29 protein-coding genes and 1 tRNA gene are annotated in these 24,870 nt (G+C 32.6%); 15 read left to right on the forward strand and 15 right to left on the reverse strand.

Features of this window, described 5'->3' with window-relative positions:
- Positions 1 to 156: 156 nt before the first annotated feature.
- Positions 157 to 597 (reverse strand): hypothetical protein, encoded by a 441-nt coding sequence (locus ACFELV_RS07170; protein WP_375327366.1) that lies wholly within the window; start codon positions 595 to 597, stop codon positions 157 to 159.
- Positions 598 to 605: 8 nt separating this feature from the next.
- Positions 606 to 2,456 (reverse strand): anthrax toxin-like adenylyl cyclase domain-containing protein, encoded by a 1,851-nt coding sequence (locus ACFELV_RS07175; protein WP_375327367.1) that lies wholly within the window; start codon positions 2,454 to 2,456, stop codon positions 606 to 608.
- A 360-nt stretch (positions 2,457 to 2,816) separates the two neighbouring features.
- Between ACFELV_RS07175 and ACFELV_RS07180 the strand changes: the two genes are divergently transcribed.
- The 3 genes from ACFELV_RS07180 to ACFELV_RS07190 all read left to right on the forward strand — a co-directional run bounded on the left by ACFELV_RS07180 (position 2,817) and on the right by ACFELV_RS07190 (position 5,097).
- The gene (locus tag ACFELV_RS07180; RefSeq protein WP_375327560.1) at positions 2,817 to 3,197 is read left to right on the forward strand and encodes an ankyrin repeat domain-containing protein; all 381 of its coding nucleotides are present in this window, start codon (positions 2,817 to 2,819) and stop codon (positions 3,195 to 3,197) included.
- A gap of 66 nt (positions 3,198 to 3,263) precedes the next feature.
- Positions 3,264 to 3,530 carry a hypothetical protein gene (locus ACFELV_RS07185; RefSeq protein WP_375327368.1) on the forward strand — a complete coding sequence of 89 codons (267 nt, stop codon included), beginning with the start codon at positions 3,264 to 3,266 and terminating at the stop codon, positions 3,528 to 3,530.
- A complete protein-coding gene (locus ACFELV_RS07190) occupies positions 3,523 to 5,097 on the forward strand; it encodes a hypothetical protein (RefSeq protein ID WP_375327369.1) in 1,575 nt (524 codons plus the stop codon). The genes ACFELV_RS07185 and ACFELV_RS07190 overlap by 8 nt, the downstream gene beginning before the upstream one ends.
- A 391-nt stretch (positions 5,098 to 5,488) precedes the next feature.
- Here ACFELV_RS07190 and ACFELV_RS07195 read toward each other — a convergent pair whose 3' ends face one another.
- Positions 5,489 to 6,697 carry an MFS transporter gene (locus tag ACFELV_RS07195; RefSeq protein ID WP_375327370.1) on the reverse strand — a complete coding sequence of 403 codons (1,209 nt, stop codon included), beginning with the start codon at positions 6,695 to 6,697 and terminating at the stop codon, positions 5,489 to 5,491.
- A gap of 586 nt (positions 6,698 to 7,283) precedes the next feature.
- Here ACFELV_RS07195 and ACFELV_RS07200 point away from each other — a divergent pair.
- On the forward strand, positions 7,284 to 8,099 hold the full coding sequence (locus ACFELV_RS07200; RefSeq protein ID WP_375327371.1) for a YihY/virulence factor BrkB family protein: 816 nt from the start codon (positions 7,284 to 7,286) through the stop codon (positions 8,097 to 8,099).
- 252 nt (positions 8,100 to 8,351) lie between these two features.
- Here ACFELV_RS07200 and pgsA read toward each other — a convergent pair whose 3' ends face one another.
- The 6 genes from pgsA to ACFELV_RS07230 form a co-directional block, all read right to left on the reverse strand.
- Positions 8,352 to 8,900 carry a CDP-diacylglycerol--glycerol-3-phosphate 3-phosphatidyltransferase gene (gene pgsA, locus ACFELV_RS07205; protein ID WP_375327372.1) on the reverse strand — a complete coding sequence of 183 codons (549 nt, stop codon included), beginning with the start codon at positions 8,898 to 8,900 and terminating at the stop codon, positions 8,352 to 8,354.
- Between the two features lie 21 nt (positions 8,901 to 8,921).
- Positions 8,922 to 9,419 carry an ATP F0F1 synthase subunit B gene (locus ACFELV_RS07210; protein ID WP_375327373.1) on the reverse strand — a complete coding sequence of 166 codons (498 nt, stop codon included), beginning with the start codon at positions 9,417 to 9,419 and terminating at the stop codon, positions 8,922 to 8,924.
- Positions 9,419 to 9,898, reverse strand: a complete 480-nt coding sequence (locus tag ACFELV_RS07215) for a hypothetical protein (protein ID WP_375327374.1) — start codon at positions 9,896 to 9,898, stop codon at positions 9,419 to 9,421. Before ACFELV_RS07215 ends, ACFELV_RS07210 begins: the two co-directional genes overlap by 1 nt.
- A 5-nt stretch (positions 9,899 to 9,903) precedes the next feature.
- Positions 9,904 to 10,128 carry a F0F1 ATP synthase subunit C gene (locus ACFELV_RS07220; protein WP_375327375.1) on the reverse strand — a complete coding sequence of 75 codons (225 nt, stop codon included), beginning with the start codon at positions 10,126 to 10,128 and terminating at the stop codon, positions 9,904 to 9,906.
- Between the two features lie 162 nt (positions 10,129 to 10,290).
- A complete protein-coding gene (locus tag ACFELV_RS07225; RefSeq protein ID WP_375327376.1) occupies positions 10,291 to 11,019 on the reverse strand; it encodes a F0F1 ATP synthase subunit A in 729 nt (242 codons plus the stop codon).
- A gap of 150 nt (positions 11,020 to 11,169) precedes the next feature.
- Entirely contained in the window at positions 11,170 to 12,153 is a 984-nt protein-coding gene (locus ACFELV_RS07230; protein WP_375327377.1) for a DsbA family protein, read from the reverse strand.
- 386 nt (positions 12,154 to 12,539) lie between these two features.
- Between ACFELV_RS07230 and ACFELV_RS07235 the strand changes: the two genes are divergently transcribed.
- The 3 genes from ACFELV_RS07235 to ACFELV_RS07245 are packed head-to-tail and all read left to right on the forward strand — an operon-like array spanning position 12,540 to position 15,556.
- The gene (locus ACFELV_RS07235; protein WP_375327378.1) at positions 12,540 to 14,300 is read left to right on the forward strand and encodes a hypothetical protein; all 1,761 of its coding nucleotides are present in this window, start codon (positions 12,540 to 12,542) and stop codon (positions 14,298 to 14,300) included.
- Positions 14,287 to 14,556 (forward strand): hypothetical protein, encoded by a 270-nt coding sequence (locus ACFELV_RS07240; RefSeq protein WP_375327379.1) that lies wholly within the window; start codon positions 14,287 to 14,289, stop codon positions 14,554 to 14,556. The genes ACFELV_RS07235 and ACFELV_RS07240 overlap by 14 nt, the downstream gene beginning before the upstream one ends.
- Positions 14,543 to 15,556: a DUF2608 domain-containing protein gene (locus ACFELV_RS07245; protein WP_375327380.1), complete on the forward strand. Its 1,014-nt coding sequence runs from the start codon at positions 14,543 to 14,545 to the stop codon at positions 15,554 to 15,556. Before ACFELV_RS07240 ends, ACFELV_RS07245 begins: the two co-directional genes overlap by 14 nt.
- A 350-nt stretch (positions 15,557 to 15,906) precedes the next feature.
- Here the strand turns inward: ACFELV_RS07245 and ACFELV_RS07250 are convergent, their stop codons facing one another.
- Both ACFELV_RS07250 and ACFELV_RS07255 read right to left on the reverse strand, forming a co-directional pair.
- Positions 15,907 to 16,368, reverse strand: coding sequence for a hypothetical protein (locus tag ACFELV_RS07250; protein ID WP_375327381.1), 462 nt, complete (start codon positions 16,366 to 16,368; stop codon positions 15,907 to 15,909).
- Positions 16,368 to 16,643, reverse strand: a complete 276-nt coding sequence (locus ACFELV_RS07255; RefSeq protein ID WP_375327561.1) for a hypothetical protein — start codon at positions 16,641 to 16,643, stop codon at positions 16,368 to 16,370. The genes ACFELV_RS07250 and ACFELV_RS07255 overlap by 1 nt, the downstream gene beginning before the upstream one ends.
- Before the next feature lie 153 nt (positions 16,644 to 16,796).
- Here ACFELV_RS07255 and ACFELV_RS07260 point away from each other — a divergent pair, with 153 nt between their 5' ends.
- Complete coding sequence (locus tag ACFELV_RS07260) at positions 16,797 to 17,105, forward strand: hypothetical protein (protein WP_375327382.1); 309 nt, start codon at positions 16,797 to 16,799, stop codon at positions 17,103 to 17,105.
- 295 nt (positions 17,106 to 17,400) lie between these two features.
- Here ACFELV_RS07260 and ACFELV_RS07265 read toward each other — a convergent pair whose 3' ends face one another.
- Positions 17,401 to 17,868, reverse strand: coding sequence for a hypothetical protein (locus ACFELV_RS07265; RefSeq protein WP_375327383.1), 468 nt, complete (start codon positions 17,866 to 17,868; stop codon positions 17,401 to 17,403).
- Complete coding sequence (locus tag ACFELV_RS07270; protein ID WP_375327384.1) at positions 17,850 to 18,050, reverse strand: hypothetical protein; 201 nt, start codon at positions 18,048 to 18,050, stop codon at positions 17,850 to 17,852. The genes ACFELV_RS07265 and ACFELV_RS07270 overlap by 19 nt, the downstream gene beginning before the upstream one ends.
- Positions 18,051 to 18,209: 159 nt before the next feature.
- Here ACFELV_RS07270 and ACFELV_RS07275 point away from each other — a divergent pair.
- Positions 18,210 to 18,299: transfer RNA gene (locus tag ACFELV_RS07275), tRNA-Ser, on the forward strand.
- Between the two features lie 46 nt (positions 18,300 to 18,345).
- Here ACFELV_RS07275 and ACFELV_RS07280 read toward each other — a convergent pair.
- Both ACFELV_RS07280 and ACFELV_RS07285 read right to left on the reverse strand, forming a co-directional pair.
- Positions 18,346 to 18,732, reverse strand: coding sequence for a type II toxin-antitoxin system VapC family toxin (locus ACFELV_RS07280; RefSeq protein WP_375327385.1), 387 nt, complete (start codon positions 18,730 to 18,732; stop codon positions 18,346 to 18,348).
- Positions 18,725 to 18,973: an AbrB/MazE/SpoVT family DNA-binding domain-containing protein gene (locus ACFELV_RS07285; protein ID WP_375327562.1), complete on the reverse strand. Its 249-nt coding sequence runs from the start codon at positions 18,971 to 18,973 to the stop codon at positions 18,725 to 18,727. The genes ACFELV_RS07280 and ACFELV_RS07285 overlap by 8 nt, the downstream gene beginning before the upstream one ends.
- A 359-nt stretch (positions 18,974 to 19,332) precedes the next feature.
- Here ACFELV_RS07285 and ACFELV_RS07290 point away from each other — a divergent pair, with 359 nt between their 5' ends.
- The 6 genes from ACFELV_RS07290 to gatB all read left to right on the forward strand — a co-directional run bounded on the left by ACFELV_RS07290 (position 19,333) and on the right by gatB (position 24,866).
- Positions 19,333 to 19,782: a hypothetical protein gene (locus tag ACFELV_RS07290; protein ID WP_375327386.1), complete on the forward strand. Its 450-nt coding sequence runs from the start codon at positions 19,333 to 19,335 to the stop codon at positions 19,780 to 19,782.
- Positions 19,783 to 20,056: 274 nt separating this feature from the next.
- On the forward strand, positions 20,057 to 20,773 hold the full coding sequence (gene pyrH, locus ACFELV_RS07295) for a UMP kinase (RefSeq protein ID WP_375327387.1): 717 nt from the start codon (positions 20,057 to 20,059) through the stop codon (positions 20,771 to 20,773).
- A gap of 184 nt (positions 20,774 to 20,957) precedes the next feature.
- Positions 20,958 to 21,518 carry a ribosome recycling factor gene (gene frr, locus ACFELV_RS07300; protein WP_375327388.1) on the forward strand — a complete coding sequence of 187 codons (561 nt, stop codon included), beginning with the start codon at positions 20,958 to 20,960 and terminating at the stop codon, positions 21,516 to 21,518.
- Between the two features lie 45 nt (positions 21,519 to 21,563).
- Positions 21,564 to 21,866 carry an Asp-tRNA(Asn)/Glu-tRNA(Gln) amidotransferase subunit GatC gene (gene gatC / locus ACFELV_RS07305; RefSeq protein ID WP_375327389.1) on the forward strand — a complete coding sequence of 101 codons (303 nt, stop codon included), beginning with the start codon at positions 21,564 to 21,566 and terminating at the stop codon, positions 21,864 to 21,866.
- 13 nt (positions 21,867 to 21,879) lie between these two features.
- Complete coding sequence (gene gatA / locus ACFELV_RS07310) at positions 21,880 to 23,361, forward strand: Asp-tRNA(Asn)/Glu-tRNA(Gln) amidotransferase subunit GatA (protein WP_375327390.1); 1,482 nt, start codon at positions 21,880 to 21,882, stop codon at positions 23,359 to 23,361.
- Positions 23,362 to 23,417: 56 nt separating this feature from the next.
- Positions 23,418 to 24,866 carry an Asp-tRNA(Asn)/Glu-tRNA(Gln) amidotransferase subunit GatB gene (gene gatB, locus ACFELV_RS07315; RefSeq protein ID WP_375327391.1) on the forward strand — a complete coding sequence of 483 codons (1,449 nt, stop codon included), beginning with the start codon at positions 23,418 to 23,420 and terminating at the stop codon, positions 24,864 to 24,866.
- Positions 24,867 to 24,870 lie beyond the last annotated feature (4 nt).

Consider the following 24,870-nt stretch of genomic DNA (forward strand, 5'->3'; position numbering starts at 1 on the left):
GTCCGATCTCCATTGAGTACGAGAAGGCTAGTTATTTATCTAAACGACAGGATCTTTGTCCTAAGGCTATACACAGTATATCTAGCCTTCTTACTTAAGTCCCCTTAAGTATCTTATAGTTTCTCACTAAAGACAATATCAAGATACAAGGCTATATCATCTGGAAATACCTATATTTTTAGTTTTCAGTGAAATATTTTTCTTATTAATATTAATCATAGATATTAATTCTTGAGATATATGTTTAGCATCATCATGGTTATTTAAATAATAAATATCAATATTATCCTTTGCTGCTACCATTTTAATTTGCTCTTTATCACCGGTAGTCAAACGCACAAGTTGTTGTACGGAGTTCATTAAATGATCCCGGTCATTGTTATTTAACTTATGTTGTAAGCCTATTGCTTGTGTCTTACCTTCTATCGTAGTTAACCTTTCTCGTAAGGTGCTTGTTTCATCAGGTCGCTTTATAGACTTAAACAGCAAGTCAGCTTGCTCTTGTCCAATTATTGCAACAACTTGATCCATAAGTTGCTGTGTTTTCTGTTTTAATTGTGTAGTGAGAGGAGCTATATTTGAAGTTTGTTGTTCCATAATTTGTGTTATTCCTTACTTAGTTCAAGAGTATGAGGTTTGTGCATTGGTATTTCATTATTGTACTTACTGTTATTCTGAAATAAACCTTTCTGCATGATGGGTTTTATTATATCTACCGCTTGAGCTCGTATCTTTTGCAGCAGTGAGTTATTAGACAGACGTTGATAATCTGGAGAGACTGGACTAAGATGTCTGGGTGCCAAATTATTGCTATGTACCACTTGTGATTTAGCGGTGTATTTGTTTTCATAAACTCTCAATAGGGTCTCTAGCTCCTTAGTCTGCTCTGCTATAATTTTTTCACTCTTTGTGGAGATTGTATCTAGCGTGCCTTGCCCCAACTTTAATTTGTTTAACTGTAAATTTTTTTCGGATATATCTGTAATACTGTTAACTTGCTTACTATTATCACTTCTTGCACGTTTTCTCAATATCTCAATATCTTCATTTCTACTTTTTAATTGTCTATCTATTTCATATTGTCCTTTATCATTAAGTTGCCACCCCCAATTCGGATTAGGAGGCATACACATTCCTTGTGCTTCTACTTGATTAAAGGTTTGTATCAACTCCTGTTCTCCTTTAATAATATTTACGTGCCCTGCTGAGGTAATATGGATCCACTCTGTGTCTAATGGTTGAGTAAAGAAATAGTTAAATTGTTCAGAAGAATGAGAAATTTCTGCTTTTGGAAAAATATCACGCATTACCCCTGTTATAGCTAATACCGCGCTTGGTCCTTCGCCCATACCTTTAAGATATTCTTTCTGCCGTTCAATGTGTGCTAAATTGTCGAGCAATTCTCCCATTTTAGGATTGATCTGTTTTTTATAATATTCCCTATCAATTTCTTCGCCCATATATTCTGTAAATATTTGGTTAGTTGGCTTCTGAATTAACTCTGCTTTTATATGAGGAAGAATATGTTGAAGGGTAGAATGATTGACCGCAGGTTCCTTAGTTCCTGCTACTATTGTTGTATAATTTTCGATTTTCTCATGCTTTAAATTAAGTTTAGTACCGTAAGCTAATATATCTATATCAGCAGCAATTGGTTTCACTGATTTAATCTTAATAGTACCGTTTTCTGTATTAATCCCTATTTCTGGCTTCCCTATTACTTGTACAGCTTCAGGTTTCGTATCTGCTGCAGGAATATATTCTCCGAGGGAATTATGATTATCATCTATTCTTTGAAACTTACCATTTGCATCCTTAATTGCATATATGGTATTAGCTAAATACTTAGGATCTCTAGCTGAGATTCCATCCTTCCCAGTAAATATATAAATTTGATTATTATTTTTATCTACTATATTAACAACACTAATTAAAGGCTCAAGTACTGATATATCAATATTTGCTTTTGTCCATAAATCTTCTTCTGTTATATTAGTTACCCCACTATTAACTATGCTCTGACGTGCTTTTATAAATTGTTGCTCTAAATGTTTAAATTCCTTATTAGAATTTTCTAATGAATGATTATTATATTCTTGAAATTCTTTAATTTTATCAAAATCTCGTGTTGTTCCTATTTTACTAAGAGAAACATTAACTGGAATTAAGCCACTTACTGGGCCAGAATCAGCAGATTTATTATGGACAAATATATTCTTGCCAACTACTTTTCCTTTTTGGAAGTGATTAAATGATCCAGGATTTACTGGCCTGATTATTATCTCCATCTCATTGACAGACGCCTCATTCTTCAGTAACTGTAACTTGATTTTTTGAATATTGGTTTTACGTTCTTCCTCATCTCTATTAGAGTCCATTAATTTAATTTCATCAATTGTTAACGCCTGATAGGTAAAGGAAGAATTGGAAGCATATTGATTCGTATTTGTTGCCATAATTACCTAACTTGTATTATCTTATTTTGATTTTGCCCTTTAGTCATCCGTTTTGTATCCTAACTCCAATTATGAGGTAATTCTTAGTATTTGCATATAATTTTTATAAAGTTAATAAAAATTTAAGGATTGCTAACTTTGTTTTCTAGCACAACTCTTTTAGCTATCCCTTACCTCTTCATACTTTTCTAGTTAATAGTTTAGATTTATTAGCATAAATGCAACACTAATTAATTATTTATATTATGAATTTAAGGTAAATAATTTTTAAATAGTTGAGCGTTGTATTACTATTAATATTTATAGGAGTATAAACATGAGAGATTAAACTAGGGTCGGCACGATAAGGACAGTTGTGCAATACATATAGCATCACGTGAAGGACATGGGGAAGCAATAAAGGCATTCAGTGAGAAAGGAGCAGCACTAAATGCACTTAATCAATCTGATAGGACTCCTTTACATCTTGCAGTACAAAATGGACATACGGAAGCAATAACTACATTAATTAATGCAGGAGCTGACAATACTAAAACATACAATAGAAACTTTAATAAGCTTCTAGATACAGCACCGCTTAATCAGCGTAAGGAATTTCAGCATATATTCAATGAATTTATTACCCAAGAAGTTAAAACCTCAGAGGTACGAAATTTTATAAGTAAGACTAAAATGAATATTACTAATTTGCCCATGACGCTAGTTAAGCAAAATAAAAATTTACATCAAGGTAGATGGTAAGGGTAATACATATCATTAAGTTAGCAAAAAGAATATGTTACGAACAGTCTTATAAAGTGGGGCATTATGGTTGATAAACCTAATAAAGTAGATTTGAAAGGTAAAAAGTATAAAACAGTTGAAGTTGGCGAGCAGAATAGAGTTTTAGATACGTTACTAAAAGACAGGACTGTAGCACATCAATCTAGGTTTATTCCAATAAATAAAAAAGACAAAGGGATGTCGGCAGGTTATGTTGCGAAGGAACAGGGTAGTAATAAAACATTTATATTAAAGCAATTTTATAAAAATGCTGAACAAGGTAAAAAAACTTATATTAACACAATTGAATGATAATTATCAAGATATTGTTCCTAAAGGATATGTTGCAGACCTAAGAACGCGATATCCTACTTTGCGTCATGAAAAGTTAATGGGAAAATTACAAGAAAAACTGGTTAAGCAAATGCACCTTAATAGGTGTGAAGGAGTACTTGAATTACTTGCTGCACCTGCTTATGAAATATTAATATCTAATAGTGCGCCAAAAGAACAATTAGTAATTAGTGACGATAATAATAAAGAGTCCTTATATGTTCGTTCTAAGTTTTTTGACAATGCTGAAACCTTAGATCAATTTACTGGTGCTGATAATACCCAATTAAACTATAACAGTAAAAAATTACAAGAAGTACAAGGATTTGAGCACATTAAAGCAGCTTGTGATTTTTTTGGAGAAAGTGATTACCATGCTGGTAATTTGATGGTACAAAATGGTAGGACCTTAACTAAAATAGATCATGGAAAGTCCTTTAGCAATTCTAGTAAAGATTTTGATTCATTTATCACTTTAACAGATACACTATTTAAACTATTTGGCTATCAACAGGCAATTAATGAAGGGAATTTGGTGTTTAACATTAAAAAATATTCTGAAGCACTTAACAATATGAGTAATAGTTTGACAGAAGATAGGAGTAATCTAAATAATAGGAGCAACCTAAAAAAGGATACTATTTTCGACATAGCTGTTGCTGATTATAAAAACTTACCATCAGAAGAGCAAAAACGGTTAACCGGAGTGAACAATACTATTGATTTAATTAATAATACTATTGACAGCAATGTAAAAGCATTACAAGACAATGGTGTTGATCCCAAGGGCTTATCTTCTAGCTTCGAAGCATTAGGTAGCCACTACAAGAAATGGTTGCAGAACAATGTAGATAGTATGAAAGAAGTAGCAAAAGACGTAGAAGTAATAGCTAAATTCAGTTTAGGGCCTAAGGTTGATGCAAAATTTCAAAATGGGCAGTGGGTAGAAAAAATGGCTAAAGCTAAATTTTGCAACCCAGTATTATTTGCAAGTATTAATGATATTAAAATTGAAGGTAAAAATGCGCTTATTTGGGCAACAGAAAATGATTATAGGGTAAAAAGATTCGATCGTACTCAATATGTGAATGTCCCAAAAAGGCTCTGGCATAAAGAAAATGGTAAATGGAGCGACGTTAATACGACTGCTATACAACAAAAAGTAGCATTTATAGAATCTGATCCCGTAGAGAGACTGTTATTTTTTAATAGCCAATCAGATCCTAGCGTAAGGGTTCCATTATCAAACTCTGCCTCTGAATTTTTACAGTATGCATTAAAAAATAAGTTGGTGAGTAAAATGACAGGAGAGTCGTATGCAGATATGATGTTAAGGAACAATTTATCTCCTAAGGATTACTATAAACCACCTCCACCTCCAAGAAGCACACAGGAGGTAGATATTGAATTACAAAAAAAAGCTAAACAAATAGGTCAAGAAGCCTTAAAAAAGCGAGAATTAAAATTCAAAGGACAAAAAAGCACTACTGGCTCTAAACTATTAAAAGTACTTGGTATTAAGAACAAGGGGAGAGGTTGGAATTAACCATGGTGACTCTTTGGCTTGTTTATAATCTGCAAGTTCCTAACTTTATGAGGGTATTATAACAATGAAAGACAAAATAGAAGAAATAATTCATAAAAAAGGTATAGGTGAAGAGAACATATCAAACGAGATTAAAGAGACAGTACTCACTATCTTTCAGATATTTCTATAAAGAAGAGACACAGATTAAAATATATTATCATAACTCTTTGTAATAGTTAATTTATTTTAATTATTTGTGTAATGATTATTTCTTAATATTTGCTAAAGGGGTGTGACAATTTTATGAGAGGTAATGCAACAGTATAAAAACTGAAATTGATTTGTATCGAATGTGAGATGAGACGCTAAATATTGAACTTAATAATAATTCGCCTTAAAGAGAGTAAGTCTAGACTTTATTAATAGGCGGATCAATATGTTGATATTTCCGGTTTGTTTTTAGTATTCTAAAACCCACCACTACAAATAATACTAACCCAAGTCCCCCAAAAATTAATGCTAAACTTAACTGCCCATGAGGTAAAAATTTGATTAATAAAGTACTCATTAAAGCTGAACCTAGCATCTGTACTCCCCCTATTATTGAGGATGTATAGCCAGCTGCAAATGAGCTTAATGCTTCTGCATTATTGTGAGAAATAATAATATTAGCCCCCATTATATAAATCATTGTGGGTATAATAATACTCCATATATCGTACATCTTTAGTAAAAAAAGCATAAGCATAAATAAGCCTGAGCTTATAAGCAATAAGGTGCCTATTATCAATATTGTCGTGGTACTTAACTTCGGTAAAAAAACCTTCATAAAATATCCAGATATTAGATACGCCGTAGTAATGAAAAGAGATACCACACTGTATTCTTTAGAAGAATACCCTAACCCCTCTATAATTAAAAAAGGGCTAATTTGCGTATATGATATTATCCCAGACAGTGCTAATGTTGAAATTAATACTCTTAACATAAATGGTTTATTTAGCAATAAAGAGAAATAATTATTGCATACGGAATTGAGATTTAATGGCACTGTTTTAATATTGCTATTTGTTTCAGGTAAATATTTAAAAATTATTACGCATAGTATGCTAGAATGTAACACAATGGAAATGACACTGCCATGCCAACTAGAATATGCTGCTATATAACTACTCACTAGTGGAACAAGCATACTGGTAATGGCTAAGGCTATAGTTATACTAGACAATGCTTTTACTAATTCTTTGCCCTGAAATATGTCTGCTGCAACGGCTCGAACCATATTAAACCCTACGCCACCTCCTATCCCGGTTAATAAACGAGAGCAAATTAGTATATTAATTGATTTAGCTGTAACACATAAAATATTGCCTATAATAAATATTACTAAACCTAAAAGTATAATATTCTTCCTCCCGTATCTTTCAGAAAGCGGTCCATAAATAAATTGAGAGCCTCCCATCCCAATTAAATAGGCAGTAATAGAGCATTGTGTATATATTTCCGACACATTAAAGTAATGCGATATAGCGGGTAATAATGGAATATAAAGTTCTAGCGCGGCTCTACTTACAGTAATAAGTAGTAACAAAAGGAGTAAAATATTTCTATGAGCCATATTTATTTTAATGATGAAAATATTAATATCTAGCAATATTCTTAAAACAAAAATATCTTTAGGTGGTAATTAACTAATTTTTACTGCCAGTATTACGGCAGTCTTATGAATAAAACGTTAATTAATGAACAGGTTACGTTAAATTTTTTGTCAACACAACCTAGTTGTTTGGTAATTATTTGTTGTAATAGTAGAGTCTTTCTATAATATTATCTATATTTTCGGTACAAATCTGTTTAAAATGTTTAAGCGAAAATTTTATTTCTAGCAGTTAGCAGTAAATGCAATAGGCTCCAATTAACTGATACCAAATTGCTTTCTTCACATTAGGTTGTCGTATTTCGGGATTCGTGGTGCTCACCTAGATCTACTAGGTTCGGCGCGCCTCACCACTCATGCTCCTACTACTGTTTTGAAAGCAACTTGGTATGAGACAATTCTTTAAGAATATATGATAAAATGAGAAAACAATATATTTATTGATTTAAGGTCAGGTATTCTATTTAAAATAAACAAGTTTTTGTCTCTATGATTAAAAATTATTATTCATTATGAGCATATCATAAAATACAAACAGAAATTATTAATGTATAAGATTATCAAATGCCTATATCAGGCAGCTTTTAGAACAATTGAACATGATGGGGTAGAGCATTCAGGTTATATGTCGTTTATGGTGCTTTTATCAATATTCCCCTTTTTAGTTTTTTTATTAGCGCTCACAAGTTTTGTAGGAGCGTCAGAATTGGGCAAAAATTTTATAATTATTTTTTTAGATAGTATGCCTGAGCTTGCTACTGATGGGCTAAAAACCCGAATTAATGAATTAGGGAAAAGTCCGCCTCAAAGTTTAATGACTTTAGCAATAATTGGCAGTATATGGACTGCTTCATCGTTTGTAGAATGTTTAAGAACAATTTTAAATCGGGTCTATGAAATAAAATTTCCGCCCCCTTATATAAGGCGTAGACTACTTAGCATAGCTCAATTTTTGGTTATTAGCATATTTATCTCTTTAATGATGCTACTCCTAGTAATAGTGCCAATAATATTAACAAAATTGCCATTAATAGTAACAGTAATGGAAAAACATAAGCACACTTTAAATATTCTGCGATATATTATACTTTTTTGTAGCTTATTTATTACTGCCTCATTACTATATTATATCATTCCAAATGTTCCATTAACGTTTAGCGAAGTAATACCTGGGGCCTTGTTGACGGTAGTTTTATGGATAATAAGTGGATATTTGCTCTCTACTTACTTAGTCTATTATAATCAGGTAAGTATAATATATGGCTCACTAGGTAGTATTATAGTAACCTTAATTTTTTTTTATATTATTAATATGATGTTTATTTATGGCGCAGAATTTAATTATTTATATAAAAAAGAATAGCGATTGCTGCCGTAAAAAATACAATACAAGGTCCGGTAGTATAACTCAGTTGCTATGCATGTATATTCAATAGGCCTCTTGCATAACCTAATCTAATTGGTAATTTTGTTGTCAAAGCTCATCTCTGTTCCTCACGTACAATTTAAGTACGCAGCTCGGCTCGACTTCGTTTTTCCTAAAAATTCCTCAATTATCTTTAGGTTATGCAAGAGGTCTAATGGATATCAAAGCAGTGAAATAAATAGAGATAAGTCAATAATATTTACTACAGAGCTTTAGGTAGGAGTAGCCAGTAATAATAGTTAAAATGGCGGCAATCCATAACGCAATCTGCCCGATTAAATCCATATATACGAATCCTGAACCTTTAGATCCTAGAATCAAAGTGGTAAGAGCAAACATTTGGATAAATGTTTTAATTTTAGCTAACCGGGATACCGGCAGATTAACCTTAATTAAAGCTAGAAACTCGCGTAATCCTGCTACTAAAAATTCGCGTATTAAAATTAATAAGCAAGGAATTTCGCCAGCGCTACCTTTTTTAACTAGCATAATAATTACGCAACCTACTAATAATTTATCAGCTATTGGATCAAACATTTCCCCAAAACTTGACACCAAGCTAAATTTGCGTGCAAGATAACCATCAAAAAAATCGGTAATACTTGCTAACACAAAGAGTAAGGCGCCAAGCCTATGCGCAAATTTAGAATTATCTAGATAGAAGGACATTATGATGATTGGAATAACAGCAATGCGCGCTATAGTCAGATAATTAGGTAAATTTTTATCAATGTTCATTGTGTTACGTAGTTTTGCTGCCTAGTGATGATTAGAATTCGTGGACGTTTCCCCTTCTATAAATTGTCTTGCGATTTCCATATCCAATTTGCCTTCGTTTTGAGTAGTGCGTAAATACAGGATGGCTAATTCTATTATTTTGTTACAAAATTCTGCATGGAGAAGCTCTGCTGATTTTGAGTTATTTATATTAATTAAATCATTATTATTCTGCTTTTTATTTTCTAAAAACTTTACTATTTCTTTATTTTGTGCTTCGATAATAACTTCAGTAGCTTCTTGTCCTTTTCTTAACATCTCTTCTCTTAGAACGTCAATTTTTTGTACCTGATTTATGGCGTTAGCAAATAGCAACTCCCTATCTTCAGTCATCTTCTTGCTTTCTGAAACTCGTTGTTTAATCACAAGAATTTTGTGGTCTAATGATTTTAATACTGTATCTTTTATAGGATGATAAGCTAAATACACAAAAATCAAAAAAGATATAGCTAACCAAAAATCTTCATTAAATAAATACATTATAGTATCTTCTTATATAAACGTGTCAATAATTCTAAATTTACTGGTTGGTTGGTCACCCTTGTGATTACTAACCGCGCTAAATTAATACAGTTTTGTTCTTGTTGCTCCCAAAATAATTTATAGTGTTCTGTACTCTCACTATTATTTTGCATAATTTGCGCTTTTAACTCATTAGTGAGTTGGTATTTTCTAGTTAAAAAAGAAGCTTGCATTTTGATTAGTTCTTCTTGCCTAATATTTTCTACTAAATGTTGGATTTGTTGGATTTCATTATTATATTGTTGCTGTAGTTCTTTAGCTTTAGCTGTAATACTTTCAGCTTGGGCAATATTAGAATTGATCACAGATTGCCTATTATCTAAAATTTTTTGCGCTAGCGGGGTAATAAACTTGTGTACTAAAAAATATAAACCGCTGAAAATAATCGCAAGCCAAAAAATTTGGGAATAAAAAAAAGTAATATCAAATTGAGGCATAAATCTTATGAAAATATCAGTAAAATGGCTATTACAAATGAAAATAATCCCATGGCTTCAGTAAGGCCAGCACCAATTAAGGCCATTCGCTGTAGTTGATCAGTAGCAGAAGGATTGCGCGCAATAGAGGATAATAAGGTGCTAAATATATTAGATACTCCTATAGCTGCACCGCACATTCCTATAGCCATAAACCCTACGCCAATATATTTTAAAGATATTGCATCCATAAGTAAACTCCTAAAGATAAATTTTAACAATGAGTATATTAGGATAAGGTGTAAATATAAAGTAAATTTTTATAAATGTGACTGCCTTCTTAGGTAGGTTGCCTTACTGCGAGACAATTTTGCCTATAAATCTACTAATTAACATAGAAATGTTCACAGAATCTAATGCAAATTTAGAGTGTCATTTAAATATACACAAGATAGAATAGTAAAGATATATGCTTGCAGTATGGCTATAAATACTTCAAAGCCAATTAAAGCAATAATTAACGGTATTGGTAAAAATTTTAGAAATATTATTAATGATACGGCAAAGCCTGCTATTACTTTGATTAATATATGACCAGCCATCATATTGGCAGCTAATCTCAATGATAAGCTTATAGGTTTTGCTAAGTAAGCAAATAATTCTAATATAATCATTAGTGGTGCTAGCCATAATGGTATATTTTTCGGTAAAAATAGCGATAAAAAATGTAGGCCATGAGTAATAAATCCGGTAATTGTGATTAGTGTAAATATTATAGTGGCTAATGCAAATGTGATCAAAATATGACTAGTAACAGTAAAGGAATAAGGTAGCATCCCAAGTAAATTACATAGTAAGATAAAAATGAACAAAGTGAAAATTAGAGGGATAAAGCGACGTCCTTTTTCTCCAACATTTTGTTCTACCATATTGGTAATCATAATATATACTAGTTCTGCGCTAATTTGTAAGCGAGAAGGGATAATTGCCTGTTTTTTTAGCGCCACGTAAAAATACGATAACGCTAATACTGCAGCAGTAAGCATATAAAAACTGGAGTTGGTAAAGCTAATATCATAACCAAGTAACTTAATTACTATTAGCTTTTTAATGGTAAATTGTTCTAAAGGGTTAAGAGACATTTGGCTTAATATTTAGTTGTGTTAGCTCCAGTACTGTAAGAAAGAAATGAGGCGCCAAAATATAAAAATTAACGATTTGACAATTTATGGACCACATACTCCGTAAGAGAATAGAAACACAGCTAACAATGTGTGTCTTATCTATCGTGCCTATTTAGTTTGCTGTAAAGCTTTATCTAGTTGGTTAGAAAGATTTTCTAGGCTATACCCACCTGATATTTGTTGCCCGTTAATAAAAAATGTCGGAGTTCCTATGAAATGTGGGGCATTATTAGCGAGGTTAGTATTAGCTATCAATATTTTAACAATTTTATCATCCTTCCGGCATGTTTCGTAATCCTCAGCAGATATACCGCCGCTTTTCCCTATATTTATCAGTAACTCACGATAGCGGTTATTGCCCGCCCATTTATCTTGTTGTTCTAATATAACTGCTTGAAATTTTAGAAAACTATCAAGATTATTTGCACAACGCTGTAAAATTGCCGCATCTAAATCTTCTTTATTGCCAATAAACTCCCGGATTACATAAGCAATTTTGTTAGTTTCAGTATATTTCTTTTTTAGAGCTGGTAAAATTGCTTTATTATAGTAAGCACAATGGGGGCAGGTGGGCGAATAATATTCAATCAATACTACCTCGGAATTAGCATTACCTAGTACTATATCATTTTTATTCACTTTAAAAGTAGGGGCCTCAAAAGTTTCATTATTCTCTCTATTGTTATTTGCAGGAGCGTTATCCTCTTCCTTCTGCAGTAGAGGAGGGGGCGTATCAGAAGGAGCAGGTTCGTCAGAAGTATCTATATTATTTTGGCTAGTAACAGAATTATTAGAATCTGGAGGGGGCAGTAGAGCGCCTGCTTCTTTAGAGTTTAATATAGGATTCGCTTCTTCTGATTCTAAGGGCGTACCGGCAGCAACAGAATCCGCAGAAATATTAGTAGTATGCTCGTTAGAGGACTCCCCAACTGTTTCTCTGAGAGGAGATGTTGAGCTAATTTCTTGAGTAGCTGGTGTTGTTAAGACAGGAGAGTCATCAATATTATTATTCGGGTTCTTAGAGTTATCTTTATCTTCTGTACACGATATTAATAAGCATAATGAGCTGATAATAATAAGAATATTAGGCATAATAATTTAGATAATCTTTATATTGCAGTTAAACAAAATTTTAAAAAGGATAAAGCCTTATTTGTTTTTAATCAACTAAAAAACTGAGATAGTGAGGTAAATTTTTAATGTATGGTCTCTACAATTTGAGATATAGCCTCAATGTGAAACTACAATCATATTCTTACCGTACACTGAGGGGAATGAGATGTTCCTTATGAATTATTAGAGTTATATATTTAAGTATTGAAATTTTTTGCTATCATTCTACCAAGCTTGCTATTAATATAGGGTTAAAATGGTAGTACTAAGGTAAATAAATCCTATATTTGTCTTGTCGCCCTTGGGGTCAATGCACTAATAGTTTAATATGCAAAAGCTATGCACCTATAATATTGTTTGTTATTGTGGAAAATTCTGATACTAACGTTATTAATGATCATTATCTTAAAATATTACAACGGGTAAAGGACGCTTTTGTGTCTTTTAGCGCTGAATTGCTAATAGCGTATAAATATGCGCGTATAGTAAAAAAAGCTTTATATACTACTCGCTTTATCAATATTTTACAAGAAAATATTGATTTATTGAATTATCTTACCGTGGATACTCAAAAGCATCTATCATCCTTTCTGCAGGGTGAGGGGTACCAAGCAATTGATACTTTAAAGCAAAAAGCTATTAAAGTAGGAGAAATTCCCAAGTTAACCACTGATCTTACGCAAATAATAGAATATCTGGATCATTATACCAATAATTATAGTGAAACAGTGGAAGTAAATACTGGCATACAGAAAGTGCAGGAATTAACAGAAAATTTAATCCAGCAATGTTGTAATGTAATTAAGCCAGGGCCTGATCCTCAAGAACCGTTCAATAAATTCCAAGCATACACTATTGCTTTAAACGTCGACATTTTATTGAGAGAACAACACCATGACTTCTTGGATCAAATGCTCTTAATAAAAGAGTTATGGCAAGTTGATCGTATAGTTAGTAGTAAAAAATTGTCTAATATTTTATTATTTCACTCTAATATATTGTTATTATTGAAGAAAGATAAGGTACAAGACTATGAGGAGGCGCTAAAAAAAATTATTAATTTTTTGTTATATGACCATAATGTCCTGATAGAATTGCCCAATGCCAGTTTAGTGAATTTATATAAGAGACTAAAAGATATAAATGATCCTTCTTTGCTTTATAGTAAGATTTTAGTGAAAATATATGAGGAGGCAAAATTTAGGGCCCATGATAATAAAATTAATATTAATGGATATGAACTTTTTAAATTATTTGAAAGTTATAATACAATATTACATCAGATAGAAAATGCTGAATTTGCTATAGTAGAAAAATTTTTATTAAAGAGAAGTGCTTTTTTGCATGAAGTGTTAATTAACATTACTAAACATATTGACTCTATCATAATTACCTCGGTCACTAATAGTCCTGAACTATCTTATATTTTAAGCCATATTAGAAAGGCACTGACTCAAAATATTCAAAATGGTCATACTATTTCTTTAATGATTTCTTCTCTAGAATCAAAATTAACGGCTAGTATTCACAATAAAGTCATCCGAAGATATGGGGCCTTGGATAGTTTTACTAAAAATTTATTAAAAAATAGGTATCAACTTTTATTTAACAATATCATTGCGTTGAATGAAATCAATATAAATAGTTCTGCGTTTATTCAACGCACCATAATACAGAAAATTGCTTCGGATTATAGAGATTATAAGATAAATGTTAACTCCGATTCAACTCTTAGAGTAATTCATAATGAACGGGAAGAAATATTAAAGCAATTATCTGAGATTAATTTTATCGAATTGTTTCAGGATAGATATTTAAATAAGATGTCTAGCTTAAATTTTAAGAAATATGCTAGAAAAGAAAATACTCAAACTCCTGGAGCATATGTTAAACTTATTATTCAAATATTATTGAATAATTTTACTGTTGCTCAATTACAAGCTTTGATGCAATTCTTACTGGATGGTCATTTCGTGACAATTCATTCTATAGTAAAACAAGAATTATTACTGCAGGTAAAAAAACGTATGACTCTGGGGAAAATATTATACTATATATTTACTAGAAGGAAGGATGAAATTACTATGCTTAACAATATTAAGAAGTCTTTAAATGCGTCTTTATAATAGATTTGTTATTAGCTATATAATGTTGTTTTCCCCGATAATAGCTAACGGTCAAATAATTAAGTTTACGAATTTAGTCCAAGTAAAAGAGGACTATAATGCTTTATTGTCAGACTATTCTCCTCAAGATATTTTAATAATATTTGAAGTCAAAAATGCTATCTTTAAACCATTATTTACTTCCGAAAAGTCATTCAACAGTAAAGAATTAAATCAAGTAAAAACAATTAGAGTAAATCCTTATGAGACCAAATAATTTAATAACCTCCTTAAATCATTATAGAAGAGGGCAGTTAACAATAGATTTGTTTCATAAGTTAAAAAATCCCTCAGGGCTTTTAGGAAAAACGAAGCCGAGCCAAGCTGTGTGCATGAGACTAAGTAAGGAAGAAGGGAGGCAAATTGTGCCGACACAATCACCAGCTAGATCGATTTATGTAGGAAGTCTAATATTATTCAGCTGGATAATATTAAATATAAATATTGGCTTTGCGGAAATGTTATCCACTTATTCTATCAATTCAGAGCTAATCAATAATTTATTGCCAAAAATTGATAAAACTAGCTTAGTGTTAATTAGTATTGATAATACTATAATTAAGCCTAAATCTAAAATGTTTAATTATGGTAGTGCCTATAGAGGTTTTATTGAAGAGTTAAGGGCTGCCGCCAAATATGCGCCTTTTATGGCCAATGAAGCTATTGCTAAGCTAATAGTGCAACGCCAAATGATACTGGTAGAGAAAGAGTGGCCCCATTTTATAAATCAGCTGAAAGCTACGGGTGCATTAGTTTTAGGTATTATTAAAGTGAATCCTGCTTGTAAACAGATTAACAATTTTCCGGCATGGCAATACCAGCAGCTAAGTAATTTAGGGATCAAATTTACTGAGAAGGTTAATAATAAGGAAATATTTAGGTTTGAGGAAACCAATATCAATTCTCCCTTGTTCTACCAGGGCATAATTTTTACTAGTACTATTAGCCACGCGGCTACTCTTGAACAATTTCTTAGCATCATACATCTTCCCTTGAAGAATATTATATTTTTTGATAGTGTGGAATCTGAAATAAAAGCAATTAATTACCTACTTAGAACAGTAGATTTAGATTATTATGGGGTAGAATATTTAGCCATTACTAATATAAGTGATACTTCTTCTCCTGAGGTGATGCAGTTTCAACAGCAAAGATTATTAAAAACAGGAGAATGGCTGGAAGATGAGGTGGCTCAGAAACTGATGAAATCGGAATAGGACGCAAGAGCTAAGCTTATGTTTTCCAATGCATCCGGCGGATTAGTTTAGTAGGGTGTGGTATATCATAAGTTAGTAAGGTGGTACTCAATGGATTTTAAGTTGGATTTTATTTTAAAGGGTGAGTGCGCAGAGCGTATAGCTTAGAAGCTTAGATCAATATAGACATGCACACATGGACACACATATAAGGTCAGTACCTTAACGTTTTATGCTATAAAATAGTATGTGAGCATAGCTAAACCCCCGATAAAATCAGAAAATGTAGTTCTGCGAGCGAAAATGCTTCTAAAATCTACTCATGACATAAGACATGTTGTTCACAGAACCAAGAAAAGAGCTAATTGGTATTATTTTTTAGTAAGATTTGACAATATTGCTTTTTTAATAATTTTATACATTATTACTGTCACTACACTAGCAGGCACTACCCGCACAAGCACTGGTAAACAACTTACCAATTTACTCCAAGGTATTAAGTTACTAATCTTAGTAGTCGCTACATCTACTACTTCCTGACCTGAGCTTTTCAAAGCATTAAAAGTTTTATACCTATTCTTATATTGGGAATAGCACCGTAAACTTTCAATCAACATTGCAACTATCACTGACAAAGTACCACCGCTCATTAAAATAATAATATTTGAATTATCTGGAAAGTAGAAATAAACATAATTCGCTGCTATCAGTAGCACTACCCCAATAACATTTAGGGCATATACAGTACGTTTAGTACACGACTCTTGTTGTTCTACAACGTATGGCCTTAGCCATTCAACTAATAAAGCTTTAAACATTGAATTTATGTCCATTATTTAATAAAGAAAGCCAGTAAAATACCTGCACCAAAAGCATAGGCTAGATTTCTTACTGGGTGACTGCGGGTAGAAGCACATATATCAATTAGTGCATCTTGTCCTTTTTCCACACCTTTATTTTTGAATGACGACATAACAGTACTTAGATTATCAAACTGCTCTGACATAATATCACTAGATTTATCCTTAATATTTCCTAAACGGGTCACTAAACTTTCTATATCTTTTTTTATACCTTCAACGTCTTCTTTAGCAGATTTAGTATGCATATCATTCACGGCAAGACTCCTTGTCTAGATTTATTTAATTTTTCTCCTCGTATACAATATAATACATCGAGGTAATAATAGTTTCAATCTTTTTTTAAGACTATTAATAAAATTAAATATAAGATTCTATAGAAAATATATAAGGAGATAAAAATGACCCCATCAATCATTTATACTGTAGAAAATCTCAGTCAAGCTCGGGAATTTTTGCTAAAATTTTCAGATCCTATTGTGTTAATTAATAAAAGAGGTAGTACAAGATATTATGGTATCTTAATTCTAGATTATATATTTAAAAAGCTCCTTAAGGAATTTCCACAAATTAACAAAATTATTATTCATGTAGGAGATGATCACGCAGCTTTATTTAGTGCAATTCGTCTTGGTTATAAAAATATAATTTATACAGGTGAATCGGAGGCAGCAAAAAATTTTCTTAACAATAATACCGGTTACAATTAAAATATTATACTTACTTTCCATAATATAGATTATAGAACAATTTGTTTGGTCTATATCTGGTTTATTGAATAACTTTACCTGCATAATTCATTAGACTTCTTTCGAAACTCTACTGGTGATAGTAATTTGAACAATGAATCTAGGTTCAAATCCTCACGTTTACAAAATTTTTTAGGCCCTTTTTTGGCACGTTTTTCCGCAAATATAGATAAATTTTTTGAAATAATGGACTATTGACTTGCAAAATTCACCACCTGCTCAAAAAGTCTACTAAAAAATTTGCAACACAACCTAGTTATAAAATTACACAAGGACAACATTCATAGGATGTATGCCTCTCCTCATCGCCCCCAGTAATAGTGCCTAAAGGCACAACCACTGGTGAGATCGGTTCTATAGCAACAGGCATATCTGCCATCATATGGTAATTACTATCATTTATTACAGTTAATAACTCTAATATTGTTTTTCCTCTTGTAGATGGTACAGCAAAGAATTTATTAATAGCAATAAATTCTTGAGATGGACCAATAAGTTTATTACAAAATTCTCTTGCGGCATCAAAGTTTTTTGCAGATAACATTATCTCTGGTGGAATTTTTCCTATATCCTTAATATATTTGGCTACTGCTTTTACTTTATCCACCGCTTGCACCCCGATACTGAGTTTGTTACATTTGCCTCCTTGAAGTTTTCGGTTAAGCTCAAAGAAAAATTCAGCAAAGTATGAATCTTTAGGGACCCCTATGCCATAAAAAAACATTGAGATAATGCGGTAGCTGCTTTGGGATGGCCTAAAACTAAAGCAGAGAACAAATCATTAGCTATATCTTGTTGTTCTATTCGCTGTTGTGCAGACGTTAAATGCTTTAATTGTTCTTTTGTATCCATGGCTCTTGCAAAATATTGCTGCGCAGTAGCAATTACTTCTTCTGTGTTGTTCATAAATATTCCATGTTTGAACTATAAGCTGATTATGAGATAGTAATTTTATTATATCATCTAAATTATTTTGTGCTAAGCAATTTAAACTAAAAATGGATTTTATATAAAACTCTGACTTATATCTTGAATTTGCTATATCTTTCTGGTATGAATAACTTCGGATAGGTGTCCGAGTGGTTTAAGGATCTAGTCTTGAAAACTAGCGTACGGGCAACCGTACCGTGGGTTCGAATCCCACCCTATCCTCCATGTTCCTACGAGGCTTTCACCATTTTTGTCACCATTGATGACTAAATTAGCGTATTACAATAATTTGACAGTTTAATTTTAGTTTTGACCAAATTTTATCAGTAGTATAAATTGGCCAGCCAGTAGATAACGCTAAGGATATACAAGCCCTATCTCCTAAAGATAAACCAAATTCTTGAGTACATCTTCTCAAGCGCCCAATTTCTACAGCCTGATTAAAGTCTAAAGGAATAATTTGATTAATCATCGTATGAACCATTTCTTTACTTTCTTCAGGGCTAATATCAAGTCTTTTGTCTAACTCTGCTATTACTTCCGCTACATTAACTGTTGACATGGCAGAAGACGGTAATACTGGTTCTATTAATTCTGCTCCTGGTTCTAAATTAAGTAAGGCTAAAATAGCTGAAGCATCTAATACACACTTACTCATTATTGTATTCTTCCAATCTACTCTCTTTTAGAGAATTCACTAATGAAATATTATTTTTATTACGAGATTTGATAAATGACTGAAATTTATGCACCATATTTTTTATAGGAATTATTTTTAACTCTTCACTCAGTACTAGCATCAGTTGATCTCCTGAGGAAATCGCACAGTGTTCACGAATTTTAGCCGGTATTATTAATCTACCATTTTCTCCAATAGTAACTTTATATTCTAAGTACATATTTTTAATATTGACCATTAATAATAACTATACATTAAATTTTCCAACGCATAAATTCATATTATATTAAAAGCTTAAAAAACACAAAGAATATATAATTACCATAAATTAAGTATTTGAACAACTAATAACTTTGTGTGTATCGTGGTTCTGAAATTGTTCACTACGGCCCACTCAGGTAACGAGTGGTGGTTTTCAGCATTGTAGCGGTATCAGTAAATTTATCGTCAGCCCCCTCATAAGTTTCAAATAAATATTACAATTGTTTTAATAAATTTTTATAACTTTTTGTTATAAAAAAATAAATATGGTAGTATTTAGTTACTAATATTTAATAACTAAATTAAAGGAGGTTTTTTATGTCTAAAGCACCAGAATCAGGATCCCCTTCTACAATGCGTAGTATCACTAGATATATAGAATGGCAATCCTCTAATTTACTTACAGGTGAAGGATTAGATAGAGAGGAACATAATGCATTGTCACCTTTTCAAGCAACTAGGGGTATGGGTCCTGATCATACTGAAAGTATTGGTTTAACTTTACTCAAGATGACCAATCCTTTTCACAGTATTACTGTGAATAGTAGTGGTAACGGCCCCCATGGTGACTCGGTTGATATTAGGTTTATAAATAATTATACTCATAACCCTGTACAATTGATGGTCACACCAGCAGTAAAAGAACTATCTATAGGTTCCATGTATTCTCCAAATAAGGATGGGCCAATAGAAATACATGTAGATGCTGCTAGTAACGACCGATTAAAACTTTTTTTAGTAGGTACATATGATGCCCGGCTATGTTAGCATCTAACATATCAGTGTTTGTAATTATTAATTGGGCATCTAAGCTAGTTCTGCAATTACCTACTATGTCTTCCATCATTTAGGTATGTAATCTCTTTCTTGTATTTCAGAGCAGTCTTGTTTATTATATTCCTTTACGTTAAATTCAGATATTCCTTTACATTAAACTCAGAAGAAAACTTGACAAAAATAATACTTCAAGTAATTTGGTTTTTTACACCTATAGTTTATTAGGTATCAAACGCATTATTATGGTAACAGGTAAAATTAAGATATGGCCTCTTTAAAATACAAGCGAGTGTTACTAAAAATTTCAGGGGAAGCCTTAATGGGGGGGCAGCGGTATGGCCATGAATATTCAGAAATTATCAGAATAGCTGAAGATATAAAAGAAGCACTACAGCTTGGTGTTGAGATTGGGATTGTGGTAGGAGGGGGTAATATCTATCGTGGCACAGATGGGCAATTTGGTATGGAACGAGCAGCAGGTGACTATATTGGTATGCTGGCCACAGTAATCAATGCGTTAACTTTACAAAATATTATGGAAAGCCTAGGGGTATTTACTAGAGTGTTATCAGCAATACCAATGATGAGTGTGTGCGAGCCTTATATTCGTCGTAAGGCGAAAAGGCATATAGAAAAAGGCAGAGTAGTAATCTTTGCAGGAGGTACTGGTAATCCGTTTTGTACTACTGATAGCGCTGGTGTATTACGTGCCATTGAGATGAACTGCGACTTATTATTAAAAGGCACTAAAGTAAACGGAGTATATGATGCGGATCCTACCCAATATCCTAATGCTACTAAATATGATACTATAAGTTATGCTAATCTTTTAAATAATAACTTAAAAGTTATGGATATTGCAGCTATAGCTGTGGCGAGGGAAAATAACTTGCCAATAATAGTATTTTCTATTAAAGAAAAAGGTAATTTTGCAAGAATACTACAAGGGCAAGGAGACTATACTAAAATTCAAGCAAATTAGTATGCTACTTACACAGCTAAGCTATAGGGCTTTTTATATAGTCAATTAATATAAACTATGGACGTGCTCGCTCGTTGCTCTACCAACGTATCTTCTCAGCTTCGCACCTCTGCCAGCGTCCCTAATTTATCTTATATTGATGACTATAACAAATTAAATTTAGTGACTATTTATAGAGAGGAAAATGATGGATAACACGATATCTAAAGATTTACGAATAAAAATGGATAATTCGATGAAAGTGCTAGATCATGAATTACAAGGCTTGCGAACTAGTAGAGCTTCTATTAACTTACTGGATCCGGTGCAAGTAGAAGCATATGGGAGTAAAGTGCCTTTAACACAAGTAGCCAGCCTATCCACTCCGGAGGCACGAACTCTTGTAGTACAGGTGTGGGATAAATCTATGGTAAAAGTGGTAGAAAAATCTATTGTTGAAGCAAATCTTGGCCTTACGCCCTCCTCTGATGGCCAGTTAATCAGAATGACTATTCCTCTTCTTACTGAGCAACGACGTAAAGAGCTGGTAAAATTGGCCTATAAATATGGTGAAAATTCTAAAATTGCTCTACGTAATATTAGACGAGATGGCAATGAAGATCTAAAAAAATTAGAAAAAGATAATAGTATTACCAAAGATACTTATCATCAACTATCTGAAGAAATACAAAAACTAACTGATGAATATTCTAATAAAATAGATTTACAAGTTAAGCAAAAAGAACAGGAGATATTGACTATTTAATATAATTAATTAGTGTATACTCAAATTAATTTGTTAGGCAATTAGATGATTACAGAGGAAGAATTAAAAAAAATAGCAAAGTTAGCAAAATTTCAATTAACGCAAGAGGAATTAGATATGTATGCTAACCAATTATCTAATATTATGGAGATGATAGATATTTTTAAAGAAATAGACTGCGATAATGTTGAACCCTTAACTTCTGTTTGTCCTATGGGTCAACGAATGCGTAAGGATGAAGTAGAAACATGTGATATTTCCGAGCAATTATTTGCTAATCTGCCTGAAGAAAAAGCTGGGCTTGTGCGAAAAATAAAATGTTATGTCGTACCAAAAGTAGTGGAGTAATAAAATATAATATATGTCAGATATAAACAAACTAACTATAGCGCAAGCTCTTAATGCTTTAAAAAATAAGGAATTTACCTCGACTGAGTTAACACAAGCTCATATTGCAGAAATGCGAAAACAAAAAGAATTAAATGCTTATATTACTGAAACAATAGATATCGCTATAGAGCAAGCTAAAAATTCCGATCAAAATTATATTAATGGGGTGGCAAGACCATTAGAAGGCATCCCTATAGCTATAAAAGATCTATTCTGTACTAAAGGGATCTTAACCACTGCGGCATCCAAAATGCTAAGTAATTTTATTCCTACTTACGATGCTACTGTGAGTTATAAACTGCAAGATAATGGCACCGTAATGTTAGGCAAAGCTAATATGGATGAGTTCGCTATGGGTTCAGCTAATATTACCAGTTATTTTGGTCCCGTAATTAGCCCCTGGAAAGCCATAGACGCTCCTGGTACTCCCTTAGTGCCTGGTGGTTCATCCGGTGGTTCCTCAGCAGCAGTAAGCGCATTTCTAGCTATGGCGGCATTAGGTAGTGATACTGGAGGTTCTGTACGCCAGCCCGCTAGTTATACAGGAACTGTAGGGTTTAAGCCAACCTACGGCCGTTGTTCTAGATATGGGATGATAGCCTTTGCTAGTTCCCTTGATCAAGCTGGGATATTAACTAGAACAGTAGAAGATGCTGCTTTAATGTTACAGGCAATAATGGGATTTGATGAGAAAGATTCGACTTCGGTCAATTCTTCTGTACCCGAATTACAATCAGCTTGTCAAAAAAGTATCAAAGGGGCCAAAATAGGGATTCCTTTAGAACTTATGCAGCAAGAGGGAGTGCATCCAGATATTATTAGAATGTGGGAAAAGACTATTGATATTTTGACGCATGAAGGAGCAGAAATGATTGATATTTCCCTGCCCTATTCTAAATATGCTTTAGCTGCTTATTATGTTATAGCGCCTGCTGAAACTTCCTCCAATTTATCACGATATGACAGTATAAGGTATGGGCTGCAGGTAGAAAACCAAGTGACATCTATAGATCAAATGTATGAACAAATTAGGACCACTGGTTTTGGTGCAGAAGTTAAAAGGCGTATTATGATAGGCACATATTTACTTTCTTCATCATTTATAAATGACTATTACCTGAAAGCCCAGAAAATACGTTATTTAATTGCCAATGATTTTAAGATGGCCTTTAAAAAAGTAGAGGCGATAATTTTACCTGCCACACCTACTGAGGCTTTTAATTTAGGAGAAAAACAGGATAATCCAGTAACAATGTATTTAAATGATTTATTTACTATTCCGGCTAGCCTTGCGGGTTTGCCATGCTGTTCTGTACCGGTGAGCTTGTCCCCTCGTGGTTTACCTCTGGGGATGCAGATAATAGGTAAACCCCTAAATGAATATGATACTCTGCGAGTAGCCGCTGCTATAGAACGGGGTGTACAGGATATAAATTTTGCTTATACAAGGTAATTTTATCATTTACAAAAACTTATTTACCATACATAATTCATATATTAGGATTTAAAATGTCTTACATTATTGGCAATACAGGGACATGGGAGTATGTAATAGGAGTAGAAATTCATGCGCAAATCTCCTCTAAGTCTAAGCTTTTTTCTTCTAGTTCAACTGCCTTTGCAGCGGTTCCTAATTCTCAAGTCTCTTTAATTGATGCCGCTATGCCAGGGACTTTACCAGTATTAAATGAATATTGTGTTCATCAAGCAATTAAAACAGGACTTGGGCTTAATGCTAGCTTTAATTTACACTCACGCTTTGACCGTAAAAATTATTTTTATCCTGATTTACCCGCTGGCTATCAAATTTCGCAATTCTACACTCCAATTGTGCAAGATGGGTACTTAGATATCGCAACAGCAGAGAGAGGTTTGCAAAGAATCCGGATTAACAGATTGCATTTAGAACAGGATGCAGGAAAATCTATTCATGATCAATCGCCTTATTATACTTTTATTGATTTGAATAGAGCTGGTATAGGGTTAATGGAAATTGTTACTGAACCTGACCTGCGATCTCCGGAAGAAGCAGCAGAATTTGTTCGTAAACTTAGAACTTTACTACGTTATATAGGAAGTTGTGATGGAGATATGGAAAAAGGTTCCTTGCGTTGTGATGCTAATGTCTCTGTTAGGTTGCCGGATGCCAAATTAGGAGTAAGGTGTGAGATTAAAAACTTAAATTCTATTCGTAATATCATGCGTGCTATTGAGTTTGAAGCAAACAGACAAGTAAGTTTAATTGAAAGCGGTCATATAATACTACAAGAGACCAGATTATTTGATGATAATACTGGTGAAACTAGGAGAATGCGGTTAAAAGAAGAATCCCATGATTATCGTTATTTCCCTGATCCAGATCTATTACCTTTAATTATATCTGAGGAATTGATTGATCACTTAACTACAGAATTGCCTGAACTGCCAGATGAGAAAATTGAAAGGTATAAAGAAGCATATGGTTTAAGTAATTATGATGCAGAAGTGCTAGCAGCAGATGAGCTCGTCACCCAATATTTTGAGGCAGCAGCCCCACTATGCAGTCCTAAAATATTGGCTAACTGGATTATTAGTGAATTATTTGGACAACTGAACAAATATTCAATGAATTTAAGTGAATGCAAAATTACTCCTCAAATGCTAGCACAAATGGTAAAATTAATAGAAGAGGGAGTAATTTCTGGCAAAATTGCCAAAATAGTGTTTGAAACCATGTTTGAAACTGGCCAAAATGCCCAAGATATTATAAAAGAAAAAGCCTTAGTTCAACTATCTGACCCTACCATTTTATCTAGTATAATTGATGAAATATTATTAAACAATTCGGGAGCTGTGAACGATTATAAAAATGGTAAAGACAAATTGTTTGGCTTTTTTGTAGGTCAGGTAATGAAAAAAACTGAAGGTAAAGCAAATCCTACTTTAGTGAATAGCTTATTACAGGATAAACTGCAATAAATTT

It is taken from the genome of Candidatus Tisiphia endosymbiont of Nemotelus uliginosus, from assembly GCF_964264835.1.
GTDB lineage: Bacteria > Pseudomonadota > Alphaproteobacteria > Rickettsiales > Rickettsiaceae > Tisiphia.